This is a genomic window from Hydrogenophaga sp. SL48 (genome assembly GCF_021729865.1).
Taxonomy (GTDB): Bacteria; Pseudomonadota; Gammaproteobacteria; order Burkholderiales; family Burkholderiaceae_C; genus Hydrogenophaga.
On sequence record NZ_CP063400.1, the window covers coordinates 2,209,410 to 2,232,279 of the forward strand.

Annotated in this window: 16 protein-coding genes and 1 pseudogene; 1 reads left to right on the top strand and 16 read right to left on the bottom strand. The window is 63.4% G+C overall.

The genetic code is table 11. The annotated features are described in order from the left end of the window. Positions 1–452 precede the first annotated feature (452 nt). From IM738_RS10500 to IM738_RS10560, 13 genes are all read right to left on the bottom strand, one after another. Positions 453–2,087 (bottom strand): 3-(methylthio)propionyl-CoA ligase, encoded by a 1,635-nt coding sequence (locus IM738_RS10500; protein WP_236965807.1) that lies wholly within the window; start codon positions 2,085–2,087, stop codon positions 453–455. A 22-nt stretch (positions 2,088–2,109) separates the two neighbouring features. Next, positions 2,110–3,294, bottom strand: coding sequence for a lipid-transfer protein (locus tag IM738_RS10505; RefSeq protein WP_236965808.1), 1,185 nt, complete (start codon positions 3,292–3,294; stop codon positions 2,110–2,112). Between the two features lie 47 nt (positions 3,295–3,341). Further along, the gene (locus tag IM738_RS10510) at positions 3,342–4,478 is read right to left on the bottom strand and encodes an acyl-CoA dehydrogenase family protein (protein ID WP_236965809.1); all 1,137 of its coding nucleotides are present in this window, start codon (positions 4,476–4,478) and stop codon (positions 3,342–3,344) included. 3 nt (positions 4,479–4,481) lie between these two features. Further along, on the bottom strand, positions 4,482–5,297 hold the full coding sequence (locus IM738_RS10515) for an SDR family oxidoreductase (RefSeq protein WP_236965810.1): 816 nt from the start codon (positions 5,295–5,297) through the stop codon (positions 4,482–4,484). A gap of 77 nt (positions 5,298–5,374) precedes the next feature. Next, on the bottom strand, positions 5,375–6,385 hold the full coding sequence (locus tag IM738_RS10520) for a phosphotransferase family protein (RefSeq protein WP_236965811.1): 1,011 nt from the start codon (positions 6,383–6,385) through the stop codon (positions 5,375–5,377). A gap of 26 nt (positions 6,386–6,411) precedes the next feature. Continuing rightward, positions 6,412–7,230: an enoyl-CoA hydratase/isomerase family protein gene (locus IM738_RS10525; protein WP_236965812.1), complete on the bottom strand. Its 819-nt coding sequence runs from the start codon at positions 7,228–7,230 to the stop codon at positions 6,412–6,414. Beyond that, positions 7,223–8,188, bottom strand: coding sequence for a branched-chain amino acid ABC transporter permease (locus IM738_RS10530; protein WP_236965813.1), 966 nt, complete (start codon positions 8,186–8,188; stop codon positions 7,223–7,225). Before IM738_RS10530 ends, IM738_RS10525 begins: the two co-directional genes overlap by 8 nt. Then, on the bottom strand, positions 8,185–9,057 hold the full coding sequence (locus tag IM738_RS10535) for a branched-chain amino acid ABC transporter permease (protein ID WP_236965814.1): 873 nt from the start codon (positions 9,055–9,057) through the stop codon (positions 8,185–8,187). Before IM738_RS10535 ends, IM738_RS10530 begins: the two co-directional genes overlap by 4 nt. 19 nt (positions 9,058–9,076) lie before the next feature. Continuing rightward, positions 9,077–9,793 (bottom strand): ABC transporter ATP-binding protein, encoded by a 717-nt coding sequence (locus tag IM738_RS10540; RefSeq protein ID WP_236965815.1) that lies wholly within the window; start codon positions 9,791–9,793, stop codon positions 9,077–9,079. Continuing rightward, entirely contained in the window at positions 9,790–10,593 is an 804-nt protein-coding gene (locus IM738_RS10545; RefSeq protein WP_236965816.1) for an ABC transporter ATP-binding protein, read from the bottom strand. The genes IM738_RS10540 and IM738_RS10545 overlap by 4 nt, the downstream gene beginning before the upstream one ends. Continuing rightward, the gene (locus IM738_RS10550; protein ID WP_236965817.1) at positions 10,583–10,933 is read right to left on the bottom strand and encodes a hypothetical protein; all 351 of its coding nucleotides are present in this window, start codon (positions 10,931–10,933) and stop codon (positions 10,583–10,585) included. Before IM738_RS10550 ends, IM738_RS10545 begins: the two co-directional genes overlap by 11 nt. Before the next feature lie 47 nt (positions 10,934–10,980). Next, entirely contained in the window at positions 10,981–12,159 is a 1,179-nt protein-coding gene (locus tag IM738_RS10555; RefSeq protein WP_236965818.1) for an ABC transporter substrate-binding protein, read from the bottom strand. Between the two features lie 85 nt (positions 12,160–12,244). Continuing rightward, positions 12,245–13,804, bottom strand: a complete 1,560-nt coding sequence (locus IM738_RS10560; RefSeq protein ID WP_236965819.1) for an AMP-binding protein — start codon at positions 13,802–13,804, stop codon at positions 12,245–12,247. Between the two features lie 215 nt (positions 13,805–14,019). Here IM738_RS10560 and IM738_RS25920 point away from each other — a divergent pair, with 215 nt between their 5' ends. Next, positions 14,020–16,746 (top strand): LuxR C-terminal-related transcriptional regulator, encoded by a 2,727-nt coding sequence (locus IM738_RS25920; RefSeq protein ID WP_272907848.1) that lies wholly within the window; start codon positions 14,020–14,022, stop codon positions 16,744–16,746. Positions 16,747–16,771: 25 nt separating this feature from the next. Here IM738_RS25920 and IM738_RS10570 read toward each other — a convergent pair. From IM738_RS10570 to ilvB, 3 genes and pseudogenes are all read right to left on the bottom strand, one after another. Further along, positions 16,772–17,264 (bottom strand): annotated as a pseudogene (locus tag IM738_RS10570) (IS5 family transposase); the annotation flags it as partial. An 84-nt stretch (positions 17,265–17,348) separates the two neighbouring features. Then, positions 17,349–20,843 (bottom strand): indolepyruvate ferredoxin oxidoreductase family protein, encoded by a 3,495-nt coding sequence (locus IM738_RS10575; RefSeq protein ID WP_236965820.1) that lies wholly within the window; start codon positions 20,841–20,843, stop codon positions 17,349–17,351. Between the two features lie 126 nt (positions 20,844–20,969). Beyond that, positions 20,970–22,754: a biosynthetic-type acetolactate synthase large subunit gene (gene ilvB / locus IM738_RS10580; protein ID WP_236965821.1), complete on the bottom strand. Its 1,785-nt coding sequence runs from the start codon at positions 22,752–22,754 to the stop codon at positions 20,970–20,972. Between the last annotated feature and the right edge of the window lie 116 nt (positions 22,755–22,870).

Here is a 22,870-nt window from a genome sequence, read left to right on the forward strand (position 1 = left end):
CCAGACCAAGGTATGGCTTCGACCTAGGGAGCTCCCAAAATTCTCATTCCCGTATCAAGCGGTCCTTGTACCCTTCAGCGCAGCACTCACTCGCCAGCTAGCACTCCCTCCCCCTTCTACTCCGATCAGGGTTTCGTGCGGCCGTCGACACGATGAAGGCGCTCGTGCCCCACTTACCAGCGCACATGTCGGTGACTTCTATGACGATAGCCACCAAGCTATTTTTGCTGCAGGCGACGAACTGCTTGACGACATCGATCTGCCAAGCAGCGGTATCCTTGCGGGGCAGGGCCCTCAGGCAGGAGACACCGCAGCCGGCCCGCGGCTCGGCCAGACAGAAGGTACCGTACATGCGCCCTTCAAACCATCACGCCGCCGAATCTTGCTCTCCTGGAGACGTCCATGTAAGACCTTCCATAGCAGCATGGAATGTTCTTCAGAAACGGCACCGACTACTTCGCACGAACGCGCATCTTGTGAGTGGCAAGGGATTCCCGCAGCTTGTTCTTCAGCATCTTTCCAGTCGCACCCAGTGGAATCTGATCGACAAAAACCACCTCGTCCGGAATTGACCACTTCGCGATCTTCCCCTCAAAAAACTGCAGGAGCTCGTCCTCCCGCAGATCCATTTGCGGCTTCCTGATCACAACCAGCAAAGGCCGCTCAGCCCACTTGAGATCTGGCATGGCAATGCAAGCCGCCATGGCAACGCCAGGATGCCCGACGGCAATGTTTTCCACCTCGATCGAGCTGATCCACTCACCGCCGCTCTTGATCAGGTCTTTGGTCCGGTCAGTGATCTGCATGTAGCCATCGGCATCGATCGTCGCCACGTCTCCGGTCGGAAACCAGCCATCGACCAGCGTCGCCGTCTCGTCGGAGAGGAAGTAGCTGCTGACGACCCAGTTACCCCGGACCATCAATTCACCGGGCGTCTTACCGTCCCAAGCAATTTCATTGCCATCATCGCCCAGTACCTTGATATCGACGCCGAACATGGCGCGTCCCTGCTTGGCCTGCAGCGCCAGTGTTTTTTCCGGATCCTGACCCGTATGTTTGTCCTTGAGAACGCCCATCGTCACAAGCGGGCTTGTCTCGGTCATGCCCCAGCCGTGCATCACCTGCACGCCGTATTCCTGCTGGAAAGTTCGGATCATCGAGGGTGGGCAAGCCGAGCCGCCAATCCCAGTGCGGCGCAAGGTGGTAAATCGTTTGCCGTTCTCGCGCATGTAGGTCAGCAAGCCTTGCCAGATCGTCGGCACGCCGGCAGCGAGTGTCACGCCTTCCGCCTCGAAGAGCGTGTACAGGCTTTGACCATCCAGGTTGGGGCCGGGCAACACGAGTTTGGCCCCGACCATGCAAGCCACGTAGGGCAGGCCCCAGGCGTTCACGTGGAACATGGGCACGACCGGCAGGATGGTGTCCGTGGCCGAGCAGTTCATCCCATCCGGCAGCGCGACCGCGAAACTGTGCAGGATGGTCGAACGATGGCTGTAGAGGACGCCTTTCGGGTTGCCGGTCGTTCCCGAGGTGTAGCAAAGGCCGGAAGCCGAGTTCTCGTCGAGGCCCGGCCACGCATACACACTGCTGGCGTTCTCCAGCAAGTCCTCGTAGCACAGCAGGTTGGATATCTTGCTGTCCTGCGGCATATGCTGCCGCTCCGTCATGAGCACGAACGCCTTGACAGTCTTCAGGCGGTCCGCGATGGCTTCCACCAACGGCAGGAAGGTCGTGTCGAAGAACAGCACTTCGTCCTGCGCATGGTCGGCAATCCAGACGACCTGGTCCGGATGCAGGCGCGGGTTGAGCGTATGCACGACGGCGCCGTGGCCGCTGACCGCGTAGTACAACTCCATGTGGCGATAGCCGTTCCAAGCCAGCGTACCGACCCGGCTGCCTTGCTGGATGCCCAGGCCTTGAAGCACGTTTGCCAACCGCCTGCAGCGCGCGGCCAGGTCGGCGTAGGTATACCGGAAGACACCACCCTCCGTTCTTCTCGAGACGATCTCGGCATCGCGGTGATGCCGCTCCGCATGCTGGAGCAAGGAGGAGATAAGCAGCGGTTGCTGCATCATGTTGCCGTACACGGGACTTCCTTTCGAACGTCGATCACACTCGCTCATACAAGGTGACCACGCAGGCGCCACCTATGCCCAGGTTGTGCTGCAGGGCCAGGCGGGCATCAGGCACCTGCCTGGCGGCCGCCGTGCCGCGCAGTTGCTGGACCAGCTCCGTGCACTGGGCCAGCCCGGTGGCGCCCAGCGGATGCCCCTTGGAGAGCAGGCCGCCCGATGGGTTGGTCACGACCTTACCGCCATAGGTGTTGTCGCCATCGCAGACAAACTGCTCGGCCCCGCCCTGGGCGCACAGGCCCAGTGCCTCGTAGCTGATCAGCTCGTTGTGCGCGAAGCAGTCGTGCAGCTCGACCACATCCAGGTCTTGCGGACCCACGCCAGCCTGCTGGTAGACCTTCTGCGCCGCAGCCTTGGCCATGCTGAAGCCCACCACCTCGCGCATGTCGCCGGCGCCGAAAGTCTGCGGGCCGTCGGTGGTCATGGCCTGCGCACGAATGCGGACCGCCCGGTTCAGGCCGTGCTTCTGCGCGAAGGCTTCGCTGCACAGCACCACCGCCGCTGCGCCACAAGTGGGCGGGCAGGCCATTAGCCGAGTCATCACGCCCGGCCACATCACCGGAGCGGCGAGGACCTCTTCCTCACTCACAACGGTGCGAAAAAGTGCTAGCGGGTTGTTGGCCGCATGCCGACTGGCCTTCGCCCGGATCTTCGCGAAAGTCGAGAGCTGCGTTCCGTACTGCCGCATGTGCGCCAGCCCGGCGCCGCCGAAATAGCGCAGAGCCAAAGGAATTTCACCCTCGCCCACCAGGACGTCAGTGGCTTCGTCGAAGCGGTCAAACGGGCTGGGCCGGTCCGTGAACACGGAACCCAGCGCACCGGAGCTCATGTGCTCGAACCCAAGCGCGAGCACACAGTCCGCGGCGCCGGTCGCCACCGCCTGCCGGGCGAGAAAGAGCGCGGTCGAGCCGGTGGCGCAGTTGTTGTTCACATTGATGATGGGGATGCCAGTCATGCCGACTTCGTAGAGACAGCACTGACCAGCGGCGGAGTCGCCGTAGACGTAGCCGACGTAGGCTTGTTCTATCAGCTCATAGCCAATGCCTGCATCAGCGAGGGCCAGCGACACCGCCTGTTGCGCCATCTTGGGATAGGGTTCGTGCTTGCCGGGTTTGACGAACGGCACCATGCCGACGCCCGTGACAAAGACCTGATTGACCATTGGGGTCTTCCTGTAAATGGGGAGGAGTGGGAATGACGGGTCTGCGCTCAGGCCTTGAGCAACTCGCGTGCGATCACGTTGCGCTGGATCTCGCTGGTGCCTTCGTAGATCTGCAGCACCTTGGCGTCCCGGAACAGTTTCTCGACGGGGTACTCGGTGGAATAGCCCATGCCGCCAAAGATCTGCACGGCCTCGCTGGCCGCCCACATGGCCGAATCCGCCGCACTTGCCTTGGCCATCGACGCTTCAATCGTGTTCTTGCGGCCCTTGTCGACGAGCCATGCAGACTGGTAGGTAAGCAATCGGGCGGACTCAAGCCTCATCCGCATTTCGGCGAGCTTGTGGGCGACGGCCTGATGGTCGATGAGCCGTTTGCCCATGCTCTTGCGCTCCGTCGCATAGCGCTGCGCCTCTTCAAGGCAGCGCTCGATGAGCCCAACCCCGAATGCGGCCACCATGGGACGCGAACGGTCAAACACGGCCATGGCCAGCGCGAAGCCCGCGCCCTCTTCGCCCAGGCGATGATCGTCCGGCACAAACACCTGGTCGAAGAAGACCTCGCAGGTCGGCGCAGCGCGCTGACCCAGCTTTCCCAGCGGCGCACCGACCGACAGGCCCTTGCTGTCGCGCGGAACGATAAAGGCCGTCATGCCGCGGTGCCCTGCTTCCAGGTCGGTCTTTGCGAACACAGTGAAATATTCAGCCAGGTTCGCGTTGGATATCCAGATCTTGCTTCCGTGCAGTACGTAGCCGCCGGGCTTGCGGTCTGCGCGCATGCGGATACCCGATACGTCTGACCCGGCCGCCGGCTCGGTCAGCGCAAAGCTCGCCAGTGCGCCCTTTGCGACTCTCGCAAGATATTCGCGGCGCTGGGCATCCGTCCCTGCAATTGCGATCGGCTCCGTCGCGAGCGCGTTGATGCACAGGGTGCTCCCGATGCCCAGGCACCCCCTGCAGAAGGCCTCCGTCACAAGCACCAGTTCAACCGTACCCAGTCCCGGGCCTCCTGCGTACTCAGGCAAGTTGACGCCCAGCAGCCCAAGTGCCAGGGCTCTTTCATGGACCTCCATCGGAAATGACTTGTCCTGGTCGGCTTGGGCCGCACGAGGTGCAATCTCGCGGTCAGAGAACTGGCCAGCGAGTTCCCTGATCTGGCGCTGATCGGGCGTCAGGTCGAAGTCCATGCTTTACCTTTGCGCGGCGAGCGCGCGGCCGGCATCCTCGACGGTGGATTTGATGTTATCCAGCACGCTGGCACCGTCGCAGGCAATGGTGGCGCCTGAGATATAGCCCGCGTAGGGCGATGCGAGGAACAAGGCGAGGTTGGCGATGTCGTCTGGCTCGCCCAAGCGCTGGAGCGGCACGGTCGCAATGATGCCCCGTTCGATCTCCTCGCCTGTCCCCATCATCTTGCGCACGCCTTCAGTGCCAGCAATGGGACCCGGCGAGATACCATTTACACGCACACCCGCCGCACCCCATTCGAGCGCAAGGACGCGTGTGAGCTGGTCCACACCGGCCTTTGCCGCGCACACATGGGCCTGCCAGCGCATGGGCAGCACCGACTGCGGCGCACTGATGTTGATGACGCTCGCACCTGGCTTGCGCAGGTAGGCGCTGGCCTGGCGCAGGACATGGAAGGTACCCACCAGGTCGATGTCGACGACCACCTTGAAGCCGTTCGAGGACATCTCGTTGACCTCGCAAAGAAAATTGCCAGCGGCGCCGGAGACCAGCACATCAACCGGACCGTACTGCTCTACTGCTGATGCGAATACTCGCCCGACGGCGTCGAAGTCGCGCACGTCGGCCACATGCCCGTTCACCTGCCCGCCGTGCTTCCCGAGCTGCTCGACGGCAGCAGAGACGTTTTCCGGTTTGCGGCTCACCACCGTGACAGTGGCGCCGCGCGAGGCGAAAGCATCGGCGATGCCGAAGTTGATTCCCGTGGTGCCGCCGAATATCACCGCGTGGCGGTCTTTGAAGTCCAGATTGATTCGCATAATTAGGTTCGTTTTCAGTAAGGTTGAAGATAGGCGCTCGGGGAAAAATCGGGGCCTGACTAAAGTCTGGGCTTTACTTATGGAAGACCCTGACGGCTCGCCTCAAGTCCACGCAATGCCATGGCCATGCCGAGAGCGCCCACATCGGCGGCATCGCCCGCAACAGCATTGCCATGCTGCGCACGGGCGGCAATCCCTTCGAAAAGGACGGCCCACCGCATCAATGCAAAGGCCCAATGAAACGGCGTGGCTTCAGCGGTGCGACCAGCAGCCCGGTAGTAGTGCGAGAGGTACTCCTGCTCCGATGGAATGCCCAGGCCGGCCAGGTCGAGCCCACGGATACCTCCATACTCAAAAGGCAGAGTGCGCCACGCGACGGTGTTGAACGCAATGTCGGCCAGCGGATGTCCGAGGGTCGAGAGCTCCCAGTCGAGCACGGCAACCACCCGCGGCTCGCTAGGGTGGAACATCAGGTTCCCAAGCCTGAAATCACCATGCACCAGGGCCGTTTCGTCATCTGTTGGCAGGTTCGATTGCAACCAGGCCAGCAGCTCGTCTATGGCCGGGTTGTCGCGCGTCCTGGAAAGCGCCCATTGCTGGTTCCAGCGGCGCAGCTGGCGCTCGAAGAAGGTGCCTTCCTTTCCGTAGCCAGCGAGCCCGAGCTCGTCCCAATTGAGGCCATGGAGTACGGCCAGCTTCTCCGCCATCTCGAGATAGATCGCCCGGCGTTGCGTGGCCGACATGCCGGGCAGGGAGTTGTCCGCAAAGATGCGCCCCTCCATCCGCTCCATCACGTAGAAGGGTGTGCCGATCACTTCGCTTGCCGGCTCGAAAAGCAGGGTAACCGGCACCGGCAACCGACTGCAGGCGAGCGCCTTCATCACGCGGTACTCACGGTCGACCGCGTGCGCGGAAGGCAGGACATTGCCTGCCGGCTTCTTGCGCAGGACCATGCGCCGGTTGTCGTAGCTGAGGAAGAAGGTAGGATTGGACTGCCCCCCTCCAATGCGTTCCAGTTCCATCGTGCCTGTCAGGCCGGGTATCGCCCGGCGCATGAATGCGTCGAGCCGGGAGGGATCAAACTCCATCCTTGCCCTCCTTGTACTGCGGCGTATTAACGGAATCCGCTACCGAAAACCGGTGCCCGCTTCTGAGCGAATGAGGTGACGCCCTCTCTCGCGTCAGCACTGCGGCTGGCCTCGCCCATGTAGCGGTGCTCCAGCTCAAGATGCTCCTGCAGCGTGCGATGCGACGCGCCGTCGACCAGCACCTTGATCCGGGCGAACGACCCGGTGGCTCCCTTGGCAAGTGCGGTGACCAATGCCCTGGCGCCTGCATCGAGTTCTGCGTCGGGCAACACCTGCGACACAATTCCGAACTGAAGGCAATGGCGCGCCGACAGCGGTTCGTTCGTGAAGAAGATCTCCTTGGCCCTCGCCTCACCGGCCCGTCTCGCAAGCAGCCAGGACGATCCTGCATCCGGAGTGAGGCCGATGGCCGAATAGCCGCCTCGCAGCTTCATCGACTCGGCCGCCAGTACCAGGTCGGCACACAAAGCCAGTCCGATTCCTGCCCCGGCCACCGGTCCGTTGAGGGCGCTGACCACGGGCACTGGCAAGGTGGCCAGCCGGTGAATCATGCGATGCACGGCAGGGATGCTCCCGTCTATCCGGCTGCCGAGGTCATCGATGGATTCAACAAACTCGCGGATGTCGCCCCCAGCGCAGAAGTGGCGGCCCCTTGCCTGTAGCAGCACCGCGCGAAGGCCCACGTCCCCGGTCAGCGAGTCGACAGCCGCGTCCAGCGCCAAAGCCATCTCGCCGTCGAGCGCATTGGCCCGGTCTGGGCGGTTGAGCGTTAGGACGGCGATGCCATTGCGACGGTCAAGCAGCACTGCGGGACACATTGGAATGGAAACGTCCCGATCAGTCATGACCGTTCAGCCGCTTCTGAATCTTGCGCAGCAAGCCAACCACGCCGCCTGGCATCGCAAACATGATGACGATCAGCAGAACACCATAGATTGCCCACGGCGCTGACTTCGAGACCTTCTCCGCAAACGCCGGCACGAACATGATGAACACCGCGCCGAAGAGTGCGCCCCAGAGTGTTCCAATGCCGCCGATCACGATGCCCACGAGCAGCGAGATCGACAGGAAGAGCGTGAACGAGTCGGGTGACACGAACTGCACCGCAATGGCCGACAGTGCTCCGCCAACGCCGGTGTAGGCGGCCGAAACCCCGAAAGTCATCGACTTGTAATGCCTGTTGTCCACCCCCATCGCCTCTGCGGCCAGAGCATGGTCGCGGATGGCCCGAATCGCGCGTCCGGTCCCGCTTTGCAGCAGGTTGTGTGCGATGACGAACATGAAAACAGTGACGGACAGCGCAAAGATATACAGCCATTGGTCGGGAGTGAGCGGCAATCCGAAAGGTGCGTCTGGCTTCGTGAGGACGATGCCCTGCACGCCGCCGGTCCAGGGCTCCAGGTACTTGTATTTGAGCAATTGCGGCATGGCGACGCCGAGCGCGAAGGTCGCCAGGGCCAGGTACAGGCCTTCGAGCTTGAGCGCCGGGCGCCCGAACAAGTAGCCAATGGCCAAGCAAACGGCCGCGGCCGCCGGCACGGTGGTCCAGTAGGGCGCGCCCCCGTGATCCATCAGGATCGCGGTGGTGTAGGCGCCAATGGCGAAAAAAGCGCCGTGGCCCAGCGAGATCTGGCCGTTGTAGCCAGTCAGCACGTTCAGCCCAACCAGCGCAATCGCATAAGACAGCACCATCGTGGCCTGGAACAGCTGGAAGCCCTTGGCCACAAAGGTGAGGCCGATGGCAAGCAGGGCGAGAACGGTTAGCGTCCCGATCCAGGCCGGAGAAAAGGAGCTTTTGTTCATACGCGTGTCACGACAGTGCGGCCCAACAGTCCGGCTGGACGCACGATCAGAACGCCAACGATGATGACAAGCGCGACCGAGAGCTTGAGCTCGGTCCCAACGACATAAGTGCCAATGAGGTTTTCAAGCACGCCGACGACGAAGCCACCGATCACGGCACCAAGGGGGCTGTCGATACCACCGATAAGCGCACCTGCGAACGCGTAGATCAGCACGCCGGTCATCATGTGCGGGTCCAGGAAGATGACCGGCGCCACCATCATCCCGGCAACGGCGCCGATCGCTCCGGCCAGTCCCCAGCCCAGCATCAGCATGCGGCCGACGTTGACACCCACCAGCCGGGAAGACGCGGCGTTCTGCGCCGCTGCCCTCATCATCAGCCCGAGCGGCGTGAAACGAAAGAACGAAAACAGCAACGCCACGACAACCAGGGTGACTGCAATGGCCCCGACTTTGTGGGCGGACATCATGGGGCTTCCATACCAGGCATCAGAAGGGAATGGACTCGGGAACTCCTTGATGGTGTATCCGAAAAGCCAGCCCGCCAGACTGTGGAAGATCACCAGCAAGCCGATGAATATCACCACCACCGAGAGCGCCGGCTTGTCATGCATGGGTCGGATGACCGCGATCTCCACGACAGCTGCCAGCACAAACGACAGAACAACGGTGGCGACGAATGCAGCCCAGTAGGGCAAGCCGGCCTGGATCAGCGTCCAGGCGATGAAGGTCGAGAACATCGCCATCTCGCCTTGTGCGAAATTGATGTGATGCGTGGCCTGGTAGATCATGACCAGCGCCAACGCCATGCTGGCGTAGATTCCGCCGGTGGCCAGGCCAGCCAGCAGCTGCTGCAGAAACGTGCTCATGTATGGGTTCTTTCCCGGCTCATTCGCCGAGGTACGCGCGGCGCACCGCGTCGTCGCGCCGGATTTCATGGGATGGTCCGGACATCACGATGCGGCCGGTCTCCATCAGGTAGGCGCTGTCGGCCAGGTCGAGGGCGAGCTTGGCGTTTTGCTCGACCAGCAGGATGGAGACGTGCTGCTCTTGGTTAATGCGCCGCATGATCGCGAAGATGTCCTTGACGATCAGTGGCGCCAGCCCAAAGGAGGGTTCGTCGAGCAGCAGAAGTCTGGGCCTGCCCATGAGCGCGCGGCCGATGGCAAGCATCTGCTGTTCCCCTCCCGACAGCGTGCCTGCCTGTTGGCCACGACGCTCCCTCAAACGCGGGAAGTAACCGTAGATTCGCTCCATGTCGTCCAGGGCACCCTCGCGGCCGATGCGGGCACACGCGCCCAGTCGCAGGTTCTCCTCTGCGCTCAGTCCCAGGAAGGTGCCGCGCCCGTCGGGAACATGGCCTACACCGAGCCGGGCGATCTGTTCGGTCGGACGGCCGTCGATGCGCTGGCCCGCCAGCGTGATCGTGCCTTCGGTGGCAACCATCATCTGGCACAGGGAGCGCAAGGTAGTGGTCTTGCCCGCGCCGTTGGCACCCAGCAGCGCAACGACCTTGCCGTCGTCGATGTCCAGGTCGATGCCCTGCAAAACGCGCGTGGGCCCATACGCCGCGCGCAGCCCGCGTACTTCAAGAATATGGCTCACGCCTGCTCCTCCCCGTCAGCGCCGAGGTATGCGCGGATGACTTCAGGATGCGAACGCACCTGCGCCGGGGCGCCCTCGGCGATCTTCTTGCCGAAATTCAGTGCCACGACCTTGTCGGAGACGCCCATCACCAGGCCCATGTGGTGCTCCACCAGCAGCACGGTGACACGGAGCCTGTCGCGGATGTCCCGAATCAGCAGGCCCAGGCTCTCAAGCTCTTCGTGATTGAGTCCGGCCGCCGGCTCATCCAGCAGCAGGAGCTTGGGCTCAGCCGCCAGTGCGCGCGCGAGTTCAACGCGTTTCTGCGTTCCGAAAGGCAGATCTGCCACTGCCCGGTCTGCGACGCCACGAAGATCCAGGAAATCGATCAGGGCGTCCGCCCGCGCATGCGCCTCCTTCTCGACGCGTGCCGCACCCGGAAGGCGGAATGCGTTCCACAGGAAGCCTGCGTGATGCCGGCTGTGGCAGCCCACCAGTGCGTTTTCCCGCACCGTCATCGTGCGAAACAGCGCCAGGTTCTGGAAGGTACGGCCAATACCAATGCCCGCCATCCGGTAGCGCGGCATGACAGACAGCGGGTGTCCGTCAAAATCGATCCGGCCCGTGTGGCAGTCGTATAGGCGTGAGAGACAATTGAACAGCGTGCTCTTGCCGGCGCCATTCGGGCCGATCAGCCCGCATATCTGCCCGCTCTGCACATCGAATGACACCCCATCCAATGCCACGATGCCGCCGAAACGTACAGAGATCCCATCGATTCTCAGCAGAGGGGTATCTGCGGGCCCGTTGTCATGCCTCATGCTTGTTCTTTTGTACTTCGTTTGAAAGGCCTTTTTCGGCGAAATGCTCCTGGATCACGGCCATGGCAAGGTTGTTGTCGTCCTTGCAGCCAAACTCGCCCGGCAGCGCAAATCGCAGGTGATCGGCCGTGTCGGACATGCGACAAACCTGGCCCTGCAGGTCTTCACATTCATGACGTGGCAGGCCGCCCCGCTCATAGTCGGTGCTCGCCCACTCACGGCGATGATCGAAGAAGCGCTCGTTGTCTTCGCGCGCCTGTAGCGGCTTGATGTCCGATTCGATGAACCGGTCAAGCTCGCACAGGTGCGCGGCCAGTTCCGGAGGCAGATTGAAATCCATCGCACTTCGCTGTTGTCAGATTGAAAAACTGTCCGCCTCAGCAAAATTTACTTTGCAGTCCTGACCGCTTCGTACTTCGTTCCGTTGAACTGGATCAGGTGCAGGTCCTTGATGGGGTATCCGTCCGTCGGGCTTGTCTGGACCTTGGTACCGGGGTACAACATGGGCATGGTCATGTTCAGGTTCAGCGCCTGCTTCATCAGGTTTTCCCGGGTGAGCTGGTCCCCCGCCTGCTTGAGCGTCTGAACAAGCGCCTGGGCGTAGCAGTAGCCGATCACGTTGAGTGAATCGGTCGGGTCACCCTCAGGGTAGTACCTCTTCAGGAGGGCGGCGTACTCCTGGTATTCCTTCGTGGCTTGCGTGGTGACGTCTGCCGGCTCGCGAATCCAGGTGATGCTATAGGCTCCCTTGGATGCGTCCACGCCGGCAGGCTTGAGAACGGAGCTGATGGATGCCGAAACACTCGCGACATAACGGTTCGGGTTCCAGCCAATCTCCGCGGCTTTCTTGATGGCCATGGCGGCGAACTTCGGCGTGGCAAAGATCATCAGCGAATCTGCACCGGATGCCTTCATCGCAATCAACTGACTATCGATGGTGGGATCCGTCGTTTCGTAAGTCTGCTGCGAGACGATTGCCGACTTCGCCTTGTCCCCCAACGCCGTCATCAATCCCTTGAGGTAGTCCTTGCCGAGGTCATCGTTCTGCATCAAGACCGCGATCTTGGGACTTGCCTTGGCTTGGAGGGCATGCGCCGCGAAGGTCTGAGACTCGGCCTGGTAGGTGGGCTGCAGGCCGATGGTCCAGGGAAATTCCTTGATATCGCCCCAGCGGGTCGCGCCAGACCCCACAAACAGCTGCGGGACTTTCTTGCCGTTGAGGTACTTCTGGATGGCCGAATTGGTCGGTGTCCCCAGCGGAAGGAAGATGGCAAGCACCTCTTCCTGCTCGACCAGCCTGCGGACCTGCTCAAGCGATTTTGCAGGGTTGTAGGCATCGTCGGCCGAGGAGAACTTGATCTTGCGACCGTTCACCCCGCCCTCCGCGTTGATCTTGTCGAAATAGGCCGCTGCCGCTTTCCCGACCGTCGCATAGGCCGAAGCCGGACCCGAGTACGGCATGATGTTGCCGATCTTGATCTCGGTGTCCGAGGCGCCGGGGTCGTATTTTTTCTGGGCCCACGCAGCGCTGGGAAGGGTAGCAACGGCGGCGAGGGCGAACACCATGGTTCTGCGTTGGAAGCGGTGTGTCATGATCAATGTGCTATGGATGGTGGTGAGGATTGGTCTGTACGGCGTGAGCTTTGGGCGTTCAAGCGACTTGGCGCTCCATGCCGGTCCAGTAAGGTGCACGAAGCGCCTTCTTGTCGACTTTTCCAAGCGCGGTTAGGGGAAGTGCTTCTCTCACCTCGATGCGCTTGGGCGCGTGTTGCGCTCCTTTCCTGTCGCGGACCATGCGCGTCAGGCGCTCGACGTCAATCGTGGCTCCGGCGCGGGCGACCACGATCGCCATCACCGCTTCACCCCATTTTTCATCGGGCACACCAATGACAGCGGCTTGAGCGACAGAAGGGTCGGTCGTGAGCACATCCTCGACTTCACGCGGGTACACGTTGAATCCGCCGCTGATGACCATGTCTTTTTTCCGGTCTACGATGAACAGGTAGCCATTGGCATCGGCCCGTGCGATGTCGGTGGTATGAAGCCAGCCGTCCACGATGGCATCGCGGGTCAGATCCTCACGCTGCCAGTAGGACTCCATCGCCTGAGGCGCGCGGACGCAGATCTCGCCGGGCTCTCCCGGCAGCACAGGCTGACCTTTGTCGTCGAGCAGGCAGACCTCGGTGGCCGTGATCGGGACGCCACAGGAAGCGAACAGCTCCGGCCGCTTCGGGTCGTGATCTGCCTTTCGCAGCACGCTGACCGGGTAGCACTCGGTCTGGCCGTACAGCTGCGAGAACACGGGGCCGATGCGCTGCAGCGCTTCCGTCAACCGGGTGGGGGACATGGGCGCCGCACCGTAGATCAGCAGTTCCAGCGAACTCAAGTCCGTGCGATCCAATTCGGGGCGATCGAGCAGCGCATACACCATGGTGGGCACCAGCAAGCTCATGTTGATCTTCTCGCGCTGCACCGTGACCAGGAACTCACCCGGATCGAACCGCGGCATCAGCTGGACCGTCCCCCCGCGCAGCAGGACAGGGGCCACCTTGGTGCCGCCCACGTGACTGATCGGGGCAGCAGCAAGGTAACGGGGAACGGCGGGCAACTCGAAGTCGCCCAGGATGGCCCGCCACATGGCGGCGTGTGCATGCTGGCGGCGCATCGCCCCCTTGGATTTGCCCGTCGTTCCGCCCGTGTAGTTGAGCGTGGCAATGCTGTCTGGGCGCGAGAAGTCCCGCGCTGTCACGGCACCTGCATTGGCCGCCAGAAAAAGCAGGTCGCGGCCGAAGCTACCCGGGCCCAGGGACCAGACCGTCGTGTTCGGGCCGCACCCGGCGGCAAGCTCGCCGCCGCGCTCAGCGAATCCTTCTGCGTCGACCACAAGGTGCTGCGCGCCGGCATCAGCCAGTTGGTCCAGTTGCTCCTGCAGTCCGGACAAGGGGTGGAGCCAAGTGACCGCGCTGCCCATCGCCTGGACGGCCGCTTCCACGCACCACGCCTGCGCCCGGTTCCCACTGAGGATGGCGACCCGCGACGGAAGATCGGGTTCCAGCGCAAAGGAAACCTGCAGCCGGCCGATCAGGTCCAAGGCGCCCGCATAGGTGAGCGACCCGCCGCGCCACGAGAACGCCGTTCGTTCAGGGTAGCGGCGCAGGGCGCGGAAAACGAGGGCTGAAGCGGTCGGTCCACTCCAAGTAAACGCGGTCATGTCTGTCTCCTTCTTTAGGGGTAATGTAGGAGCCGTGGCCAGACAGCGAGCCCACCTAAAGTCGGGTCTGGCGTCATGGAGAACCCGAAGTTCCTGCTCCCATACGCAGAGCCCTGTCTAGGGCAAACACGCATCGGATGCCATACTTTGGTTGGGGCACTGCGCCGTGCGTGTCAGCACAATTTACTGTCTTAACCCTCCTCAGGCTTGACACTTTGCAACTGCCGACCGCACCGTTCCCTCCCAACGATGACGAGCCACCACGCGACGTGGCCGTGTCACGCGGCAAGCTGGCTCCGCCCCAACTGGCGTTTGAAGCAGTCTTGCCCAGCGCAGCGGAGATCCTGTTGCGCAACGTGATGCTGACCCGGCTGGTCACGGTCTGCGCTCCGCCCGGCTACGGCAAGACGGTGATACTGCGGCGCCTACATCAGACCATGCAGGATCGAGGCCAGCGCTGCCTGTGGATCACCCTGGATGACCGTGACGTCTCGGTCAGCGCCATCCTCGACCTCACCCAGGCCGCCATGGTCGCAGCGGGTAGCGCTGCTTTTACGTCAGATTTGCCGGTCGACGAACCGCAGCGGGCCATCGAGCGCCTGCTCTACCTGCTGGAGCGGCTTGCGGGGCCGACAACATTGTTTGTGGACAACCTCAGCTTCTGCACCGATCCGTTGTTGGAGTCGCTGCTGGAGCGGCTCGTCTTCGCCGGCCCGCCGCAATTGCGGCTGGTCCTGTCCGGAATTGACCACCTGGCCATCGATGCGACGCGTGCACGTATGGAACTGGGTGCGGTCGAACTCCATGCCGCTCACATGGCCTTCGACCGAGAGAACGTCCAGCAGGTGTTGCGAATGGCCGGCGTGGCGCACGACGTGGCCACCGTCGCCCGCGTGCAGGAGCTGACGGAAGGCTGGCCGGCTGCTGTCCGGCTTCTGCAGATTCTGATGGCCGAATCAGGCGATGCAGCTTCAGTGCTCGCGCGCTTTGGCGGCACTGACCGTGAGATGGCGGACGTCCTCACGCGCCGCGTGCTGGCCGGCTTTGATGTGGAGCGTGCCACTTTCATGGTGGAGATCGCGCCGCTGCGGGAGTTCAGTGCCGAACTGGCAGCGCATGTGACGGGCCGGCCCGAAGCGGCAGCATGGATCCGCGACCTGGTGGACCGCAACCTGCTCGTCTTTCCACTCGACCGGAGCCACAACTGGCTTCGCATGCATACACTGCTGCGCCAGTACCTGATGGACGAGGGCCGCCGTCGCCTGCCGCGCGAACGCCGCCACGAGATACTGGAACGCGCGGCCCACTGGTACGAGGAACAGGGCGACGACGTGGCTGCACTCGAGGCAGCGCTTGAAGCGCCGTCACCGATTCTTGCCGCGCGAATGCTGGACCGGGTGGCACGGCCAGTGGCCGGCCGGCAAGGTCGCCTCACGCTCTACATCCGCTGGGTAGAACAACTGCTCGCGTGCGGCGTGACCTTGTCGCTTGAAGCGCATACTTGGTATGTTTGGTCGCTCTGCTTTACCCTGCAGTACGAACGCGCGCATCGCGCCATGGATGCGCTTGGTCATCGGCTTGCCGAGCTCGATCCACTGGGGCAATTGAAGAGCATTCACGCACGCCTTGGTCTGCTTCGTACCGTGGTAGCAATCTACCTGGACATGATGGACACGGTGCGCAAGGAAGCGCAACGCTGGTTGCAGGACAGCGCGCACCGCGATCCCATGGGCATCGTCACCGTGGCCTCGGCGGCTTCGACAGCCGAACTCTCCCTGGAGGACATCCCTGCGGCGCGCCGCTACATGCAGCAGTGCCGCACAGCCTTGGCACGAAGTTCCGTCAAACCGGGAAACTATGGTCACGCGTGGGCGCTGACCGTGGGCGCGTGCATCGAGTTGGTTGACGGCGAACCGGTGGAAGCCGACAAAATCCTCACGCAACTGCGCGCCGCTGTCGCGGCCGCGCTCGGCGAGGATACCGGCATCGTAGCCACCATTGATTTCGTGCACGCTCGTGCACTGCTGGATCGCGGGCAAACGGAAATCGCGCACATCAAGGCCATGGCCGGGCTGGCGCGAGCCTCGGAGCACGGGCTCACGGAAACCTTAGTTCAGGGACTATCTGCCTGCGTGGCACTGTGGGACGGTAGCGACGATCACGTGTTCGGTCCCCACGCTCTTGAAGCGGTGGCACGCAGTTACCCGCCACGTGCACAGCGGGCACTGTCGATACTGCAAATTCAGAGGTTGCTCGACCTGGGTCGCGTCGGCGACGCGCAAACGCTTGCCCGCCGACAACTGCTGGATTTGAAGGTGCGGCCCGGTTCCGTGTCGTCAGCGCAGGAACGCCTGCTGACGCTGCGAATGCTGGCCTCCACTGGAGGCAACCGCCAGACACTCCTACAAGAGATCAATCGATTACTGCGATCAGAAACCACTTCGGCCAGGGAGGCGGTCGAACTGCACCTGCTTGCGGCGGAACTGCACGTACAGGCAGACCAGCAGCGGCTTGCACTTCGAGCGCTGAATCTTGCCATCGCCAGGGCAGCCCGTCGCCGCTTGCTGCACCCGTTTCTGGAGCGCCACGCCACAGTGGCACGGATCCTGGCCGGCCTGTCGGACAAGGCACTGAGCCTCACCCAGCCCGACGAGATCGCCCTGCTCGCCCAATGGAGGGAGCGAACCGCGCCGGATTCAACGCAGGATCGGCCAGTGGCGACCATTGTGGCAGGGCCACCGGTGGAAGCGCCGACGACACGGGAGCTCCAGATGCTCGAACTGCTGGCCCAGGGGTTGAGCAACCAGCAAATTGCGGACCGCATGACGCTGTCACTGCCCACCGTCAAATGGCACCTCACCAATCTGTACGGCAAGCTGCGGGTTAAAAGCCGAGCGACCGCACTGGTGCGGGCGCGGGCCTTGCAGTTGCTTGCGCCTTGACTATTTGAGGAACCTTCCGCTCGCCCAGACTTGCCTTGCCCCGACGTCTCGTCTGCAACGCTTCCTTGCGATCCGTCACCTTGGCTGGGGTTACCTCAATGGCATGGGGCAGTCCCTGGGTGTCCACGGCAATGCGGCCCTTGATACCCGAGACTTTCTTTCCCGCGTCATAGCCCTTGCTGCCGGCCGCATCTGTGTTCTTCACGCTCCGCGCGTCCACGATCAATAGCGTCGGCTGTGCGTTGCACCCCAGTTTCTCGCGGACCGCGCCAACCTGTTTTTTAAGCCCTCTCCAGCACGCTGATGCCTTGCAGGTCGGGCTCACTCTATTTGGCAAAGTACGAATGCACCGTGCGCCATTTGGGAAAATCGCTTGGCAGCATCCTCCACTGGCAGCCACTTCGCGATAGATACAGCACCGAGCAGAACACCTCGTACACATCCACCTTCGTGGGCTTTGTGCGTCGGCGAACGCTCTGCCGCAAAGGCAGAACTTCCTCAAACTTCTCTCGGCTGATGTCGCTGGCATATTTCCTTTCTCACACAGGTATTTTCAGGCTACGCCGAGAGATCGTGAACAGGCTCTAAGCAAGGAGTGGACATCACCGACTCCGTTCAACGCCTGAGAGCAATTGCTGCCACTTGGCATCGGCCGCCGCCATCGCCTTCGCCTTCACATGTCCGTAACCACGGATGTCTTCGGGCACGCGAGCCACAGCCAGCACCGTTTCCGGGTCCATGCCGCCCAACCGCTCCAGCAGCTTCTCGACAATGCTTCGGTACCGCACGATGAGCGCGCGCTCTCCGCGTCTTTCTGCGCTGTGTCCAAATGGATCCAGGCGCGATCCGCGCAACCACTTGAGGGAGGCCAGTGCACGCAAGGCAGGTCGCATCCAGGAACCGTAGGCCTGTTTGACCGGCAGACCGTGCGCATCGCGCCGGCCCAGCACGGGGGGTGCCATGTGAAACGTGATGCGTCCCTGCCCCTCGAACTGCTCGGCCAGGCGCTTTTCAAAGGCCCCATCGGTGAACAGTCGGGCCACTTCGTACTCGTCCTTGTACGCCATCAGCTTGAACAGGTTGACCGCCACGGCGCGCGCCAGTTGGTCACCCCCCACGGTGCTGGACTCAAGCTCGCGCACACGCTCCACGAAGCGGGTGTATTCAAGGGCGTAGCGCGGGTTCTGGTAAGCGGTCAGGAACTCGGCACGGTGCGCCACCAGCGCTTTCAGCGTGTCTGGCCGCTGCAGCACGATGGCCTGCTCGGGGGCGGCCATGCGCTGGACGACGGCGAGATCGACAGCGGCCCGGCGACCCCACATGAACGCTTCCTGGTTTGCCTTCACCGCCACGCCGTTGATCTCGATGGCCCGGAGCAGCGACGCCGACGACAGCGGCACCAGCCCTTTCTGGAAAGCAAACCCCAGCATGAAGAGGTTGGTGGCGATCGCGTCACCCAGCAGCGCCGTGGCGAGCTGGGTGGCGCCGAGAAACACCGCCCCATCGCCCGTGCTGTCCTTGATCAGGGTTTTTAAAGCATCCGCAGGGTACTGCCAGTCGCGTTGTTGGGCGAAGTGGCCCGTGGGTTGTTCGTGGGTGTTGATCACGGCAACGGTCCTGCCAGGTTGCATACGGCCGATGGCGTCTGGCGCTGCGGCGGTCAACATGTCGCAGCCCAGGATCAGGTCGGCCTCGCCAGTGGGGATGCGTTGAGCCAGCAGCAACGACGGCGCCATCGCCAGCCGCACGTGTGAGGTCACTGAGCCGTTTTTCTGGGACATGCCGGTCATGTCCAGCACCGACACGCCCTTGCCCTCCAGGTGGGCGGCCATGCCGATCAGCGCGCCCACGGTCATCACCCCTGTGCCACCGATGCCCGTGATCAGGATGTTGTGCAGGCCCTCAAGCCGCTTCTGCACTGGTTCCGCGGGCAAGGGCAGCCCGGCTGTGGCAACGCCCTGCTCCACCACCTTGGGCCTGCGCGGTTGAACGCCCTCCACCGTGACGAAACTCGGGCAAAAACCCTTGATGCAAGACAGGTCGGCATTGCAGGACGACTGATCGACCGTGCGCTTCAAGCCCAGCTGCGTGGACAGCGGCTGCAGCGACGTGCAGTTGGACGCCACCCCACAGTCCCCGCAGCCTTCGCACACCAGCTCGTTGATCACCACCCGGCTGGCGGCCTGGGGAAACTCGCCTTTCTTGCGCCGACGGCGTTTTTCGGCAGCGCAGACCTGGTCGTAGACCAGCACCGACACACCTTCAAACTCACGCAACTCCTGTTGTACCGCGTCCATGTCGTCGCGGTGGCTGACCGTGAACCGCAGCAGTGCGTGGTCGGCCGGAAACAGGGCGCGGTCCGCCCAGCGCGAGGGTTCCTCGGCCACCAGCGCGATGCGCCTCACCCCCTCTGCGGCCAGTTGCTGGACGATGCGCGGTACCGTCAGCGGCCCGTCCACCGGCTGGCCACCGGTCATGGCGACGGCGTCGTTGTAGAGGATCTTGTAGGTGATGTTCACGCCCGCAGCCACCGCAGCACGCACCGCCAGCGAGCCCGAGTGGAAGTAGGTGCCGTCGCCGAGGTTGGCAAACACGTGCGACCGTCTGGAGAACCAGGCCTGGCCGAGCCAGGGCGCACCCTCGCCCCCCATCTGGGTGGTGGTCTTGTTGTGTTCGGGGAAGATGGCCGTGGCCATCACGTGGCAGCCGATGCCAGCCAGCGCGAGACTGCCCTCCGGCACGCGGGTGGAGGTGTTGTGTGGGCAGCCCGAGCAGTACCACGCGGGTCGGGTGGGTGTGGCCACGGCCTGTCGCAGGATGGTGTCTTTGGCGTCCAGCAGGGCCAGGCGGTCGCGGATCGCTTCGCTCTGGTGAAAGCGGCCGATACGCTGCGCAATCACCCGGGCAATCTGCGCCACCGAGAGGTCGGTCGTGGCGGGCAGCAGCCAGCGCCCGCGCGGATGCACCCACTCCCCCTGCTCGTCGAACTTGCCGATGACGCGCGGTCGCACATCGTCGCGCCAGTTGTACAGGTGCTCCTTGAGCTGGTACTCGACGATCTGGCGCTTTTCTTCCACGACCAGGATTTCCTCCAGCCCGTCGGCGAACTCGCGGATCGAATCGGGCTCCAGCGGCCAGGGCATGGCCACCTTGAACAGGCGCAGCCCGAGCTGGGCGCCGCGTGCTTCGTCAATGCCCAACTCCTCCAGCGCTTCGAGCACATCGCGGTAGGACTTGCCCGAGGCCACAATGCCCAGCCGCGCGTTCGGCGCGTCTCGCGTGACGTGGTTGAGCCGGTTGGCGCGGGCGTAGGCGATGGCGGCGTAGATCTTGTAGTCCTGCATGAGCGCTTCCTGCTTGCGCGCCTGGACGCCCAGCGTGTCGGTGGACAGCCGGGCGTGCAGTCCGCCGTCGGGCGCCACAAAATCTTCGGGAAACACACAGGGCTGCAGGTGATCGCCGACCTCAATGGAGCCGGACGACTCCACCGTGTCGGCCAAGGCCTTGAAACCCACCGGAAGACCGGAAAAGCGCGACATCGCAAAGCCGTGCAACCCCAGCTCCAGGTAGTCCTCCACACCCTGCGGGTAGAGCATGGGAATCATGGAGGCGGCAAACAGGTGATCGCTCTGGTTGGGCAGTGTGGAAGAGTAAGCGCCGTGGTCGTCGCCCGCCACCAGCAGCACGCCACCGTGGCGCGAGGTGCCCGCGTGGGCCATGTGCTTGAACACATCGCCGCAGCGGTCCACACCGGGCGCCTTCCCGTACCACATGGCAAACACGCCGTCACGCTCGCTCCCTCCTGTCAGGTCCAACTGCTGGGTGCCCCAGACGGCCGTGGCAGCCAGCTCTTCGTTGAGCCCTGGCAAGAACTTGACGCCGTGTTGCTTCAGGTGCTTTTCGGCCGACCAGAGCGCCTCGTCCAGGCCGCCCAGCGGTGACCCTCGGTAGCCCGACACAAAGCCCGCGGTGTTCAGGCCTTGTGCAGCATCACGCTGCCGCTGCACGAGCATGAGGCGCACCAGGGCCTGCACACCGCTCAGATAGATGCGACCTGTGGTCGCGGTGTATTTGTCATCGAGTGACACGTTTTTCATGAAGCGGCTCCGGTAGGACGCGTGAAGGCTGGAGCGGTCGGGGGTGGTGATCGCTCAGCCCGGGGGCGCTGCGCGGCGGATGGCCGTGCTGCGCGAACAGGAACTTGGTGGACGAAGAACGCGGTGTCAGCGGGTGGTTGCGGCCTCCTGCGGGTACCAGCGCTGGTCACTCAGCATCAATTCTTGGTGGCCCCGGCCGGCAGGGATCATGGGGTAGCAGTTTTCCTGCTGCACGACACGCACGTCGAGAAAAAACGGACCTGAAAAGGCCAGGCATTCGGCCAGCGCGTCCGCGAGCTCATTCGGCGCATCCACACGCCGCGCGCCCCAGCCGAAGGCCCTGGCCAGCGCCACAAAATCCGGCAGTGCCGCGTTCCAGCTGTGGCTGAGCCGGTTGCCGTGGATCAACTGCTGCCACTGGCGCACCATGCCCATGTGGGTGTTGTTGCAGAGCACCACCTTGACCGGTGTAGCGTGCTGCACCGCCGTGGACAGCTCCTGGATGTTCATGAGAATCGATGCGTCGCCGCTCACGCACACCACGGTTTTTTCGGGGTGCGCGATCTGCGCACCGATGGCCGCCGGCAGGCCGTAGCCCATGGTGCCCGCGCCGCCCGAGGTCAACCATCGCCTCGGCTTCTCGAAGCGCAGGTGTTGCGCGGCCCACATCTGGTGCTGGCCCACGTCGGTGGAGACGATGGCGTCGCGGTCGGCCAGTTGCCGTTGCAACGCCTGCATCAGGTGCTGCGGCAGGATGGCGTCGCTGCGCGGCGTGAAGCCCAGGCTGTCGAAACCGCGCCATCCGGCGATGCGCTGCCACCAGGCGTCCAGCCGCTGCGCAGCAGGCGCTTTCGTGGGCAGCGCGGCCAGCAAGGCCCCGAGCACGGCGCCGCAGTCACCGTGCAGCGCCACCTCGACATTCACCACCTTGTTGATGTTTTTGGCATCGATGTCGATGTGGATCTTCCTGGCATGGGGCGCAAAGTCAGCGAGCTTGCTTGTCACGCGGTCGTCGAATCGGGCACCGACACAGATGATCAGGTCGGCGTGGTGCATGGCCTGGTTGGCCTCCAGCGTGCCGTGCATGCCGAGCATACCCAGGAAGCGCGGGTCCGACGCCGGGAAGGCGCCCAGGCCCATCAGGGTCAGTGTGGTGGGCAGGTGCCATTGGCGGGCCAGCTGTGTGAACGCTTCGCAGGCCGCCGTCCCCGCGTTGATCAGACCCCCGCCGCCGTACAGCACCGGCTGGCGCGCGGCACCGATCAGCTCGACCGCGCGCCGGAGCGACGCCCCGGAAGGCAGCGGAAGCGCCGCTGCCGGTCCGTCTTCACCCACCGTGTTCGCGGCATCGACGCGCTGAAGTTGCACGTCCTTGGGCACGTCCAGCAACACCGGTCCCGGCTTGCCAGACGCGGCGATGTACAGGGCCTTGCGGACCACGGCCACCGCCTCGCGCGCATCGCGCAGCTGGTGGTTCCACTTGGTCACCGGACGCGACATGCCGATGGCATCGCTCTCCTGGAAGGCCTGCGTCCCAATCACCCCCGTGGCCACCTGACCGCTGATGCACAACACCGGGATGGCGTCGCTGTGCGCATCCAGCAGGCCGGTGATGGTGTTGCTGACACCGGGCCCCGAGGTGACCAGCACCACCCCCACCCGGCCGGTGCAACGCGCATAGCCCTCGGCCGCGTGCACGGCGGCCTGCTCGTGCCGCACCAGCACATGGCGCAGGGCGGGCCGCTGGTACAGCGCGTCGTACAGCGGCAGCGCCGCACCGCCGGGGTAGCCGAAGACGGTGTCGATGCCACACGCCAGCAGGGTGTCGAGCAGCAGCTCGGCACCGTTGCGAGCCGGTTCGACCTCGGTCGGGGGGTCTTCGGAAAGGTGTTCAGTGGCGCGTGTTTTCATGCGTATATTTTTCTGCGAAACTGCCAGAATGTTTTCCATTTATGGGGCGTGTTTCGGTGGCAAAGGCAAAAATCAATCTTCTAAATCCTGATTCAGACGAAGAATCACCGGTCAGC